Source organism: Consotaella aegiceratis (assembly GCF_036541425.1).
Classification (GTDB): domain Bacteria; phylum Pseudomonadota; class Alphaproteobacteria; order Rhizobiales; family Rhizobiaceae; genus Consotaella; species Consotaella aegiceratis.
In genome coordinates, this window is sequence record NZ_JAZHFT010000118.1 from 1 (window position 1) to 1,925 (window position 1,925).

The following is a 1,925-nucleotide window of genomic DNA, read 5'->3' on the forward strand; positions in this document are numbered from 1 at the left end:
TCCACGTCCGGCATAGTGCTTCATGGCTGCTTCCTCTCGATGCCTGTGGCCGATCAACACGGACCACGTTCCAACATCCTGAAGGGAGCAGCCACCCTGCGGCGCAGACCCCAATCACCCCATCTGTCCGAGAAGGGTTGAGTGATCGGGATGGCGATGATTCCAGAGAGGTGTCTGAAGCCTGATCTGGAAACGCCATGTGGACCCCGACCACCCGACAACAGCATAGCCGGGATCACCTGCGATACGAAACCGACCTGACGGACGCCGAATGGGCGGTGATCGAGCCGCTGCTGCCGTCGCCCAGCGAAGACGGAAGGCCGCCGAAGTGGCCGATGCGGGAGATCATGAACGCCATCTTCTACGTGCTGCGCGGCGGCATTCCGTGGCGCCTGATCCCCAAGGACCTGCCGCCCAAGAGCACCGTGTTCGACTATTTCAGCCGCTGGCGCGATGGCGGTGTCTTCCAGACCATCAACCACCATCTCGTCATGGCCGACCGGGAGCGTGTCGGACGTGAGGCCTCGCCGAGTGCCGCCGTTTCTGGACAGCCAGAGCGCCAAGACGACGGAAAGCGGCGGCCCACGCGGCTATGATGCCGGCAAGAAGGTGAAGGGGCGCAAACGACAGGTCATGGTCGACACCGATGGGCGCGGCCTCATCCTCGATCCTCAGCCCGCCGATGTCCAGGATCGCGACGGCGCCATTCCGGTCCTGCGTTTGTCGCGTCGCTCCTTTCCATTCGTCGCCAAGGCTTTTGCCGATATGGGCTATTCTGGCGATCGGCCACAAACCGCATCCCTGATCGATGTCGACATCGTGCGAAAGCCGCCCGACCAAGTCGGCTTCGCCGTTCATCCAAGACGCTGGGTCGTCGAACGCTTCTTCGCCTGGATCAGTCGAAACCGGCGGCTCTGGAAAGACGCCGAGGCCACTCTCGCTTCGGCCAAGGCCTTCCTCTACGCTGCCTCCGTCATGATCCTCCTCCGGCGCATCGCCCGATCAAAATGACTTCTCGGACGGACTCTGATGCAGACAACGGCCTGCTGGCGGTTCTCGCAGAAAGCGAGGAGCGAGTCTGGGCCTGCGGCCGAAACGGCAATTTCCTGGTCGGCAACCATTCGAGCGGGTTTCGGACGTTGGATGTCCTCGGCGGTATCGACGGCTGGCCGGAGTTCAACGGCATGGCGATGTTTCAGGGCAAACTCTATCTGTCGAGCTATGCCGATCCGCGCGGCCTTTTGGTCTTCGATGGCCGCCGCATGGAGCAGGTCCGCTCCGGCCTGACCCCGGATATCGAGGACGTCTCGGCTGTCTCCGCGGTCGGCGACGAGGTGTTGTGGGTGATGGGCAGCAAGGACCTCCTGCGCTTCGACGGCACGCGCTGGGAGCGCATCGACTTCCCAGGCAATGATCGTCTGAGGCCGTGACGGCGATGGCGGGGCTGGGCGAGGAGCTTTACGAGCGGAGCAACGGCACCGGCATGGGGGCCTGGTTGGCGGACTTGTTTCAGCGGCTCGGTCTGCCGTTTCCCGCCGCCTCGCTCGCGCCGCAGTCCCGCCATGTCACCGGCCGCTCGACGGGCTTCGTCCTGACGATAGGATGCGTCGCGGCGCAGGAGAGCGACTGGCGCGACGCGCTGGTTCTGGAGCGGGCGGAGGGGGACGCGACGGCGCCGATGCCACATGGGCTCGACTCGGCAACCGAGACGCTGGACAGCGCGAAGCACAAGCTGACGGACACGATCGCCGGCGGCTCGGCCGCCGAGATCGCGGCGGGCGACCGCCGCGTCTCGTTCTTTCATCGAAAAAAACCTCCACCTCTGGTGGAGGAGCAGATGGGTTCGACACCGTATAAAAGAAACCTCCGTGCTTGAGCCACGAAGTGGGCAAGAGCGGAGGTCATAGTGGACGATAACCATCTAT

The 1,925-nt window shown here is 63.8% G+C and carries 3 protein-coding genes; all 3 read left to right on the plus strand.

What is annotated here, in order from left to right:
• Nucleotides 1-197: 197 nt before the first annotated feature.
• The 3 genes from SMD10_RS25270 to SMD10_RS25280 all read left to right on the plus strand — a co-directional run bounded on the left by SMD10_RS25270 (nt 198) and on the right by SMD10_RS25280 (nt 1,876).
• Nucleotides 198-1,011, plus strand: a protein-coding gene (locus tag SMD10_RS25270; protein WP_331688485.1) for an IS5 family transposase whose coding sequence is annotated in 2 segments (ribosomal slippage) — nt 198-542 and nt 544-1,011 — 813 coding nt in all. Because the reading frame shifts where the segments join, the coding sequence is not laid out codon by codon here.
• Nucleotides 1,008-1,430 carry a hypothetical protein gene (locus tag SMD10_RS25275; RefSeq protein WP_331688486.1) on the plus strand — a complete coding sequence of 141 codons (423 nt, stop codon included), beginning with the start codon at nt 1,008-1,010 and terminating at the stop codon, nt 1,428-1,430. Before SMD10_RS25270 ends, SMD10_RS25275 begins: the two co-directional genes overlap by 4 nt.
• Nucleotides 1,427-1,876: a hypothetical protein gene (locus SMD10_RS25280; RefSeq protein ID WP_331688487.1), complete on the plus strand. Its 450-nt coding sequence runs from the start codon at nt 1,427-1,429 to the stop codon at nt 1,874-1,876. Before SMD10_RS25275 ends, SMD10_RS25280 begins: the two co-directional genes overlap by 4 nt.
• Nucleotides 1,877-1,925 lie beyond the last annotated feature (49 nt).

Excerpts from the sequence above, each read along its gene's own strand:
- SMD10_RS25275 (WP_331688486.1), top strand. The coding sequence starts at position 1,008 with ATGACTTCTCGGACGGACTCTGATGCAGACAACGGCCTGCTGGCGGTT.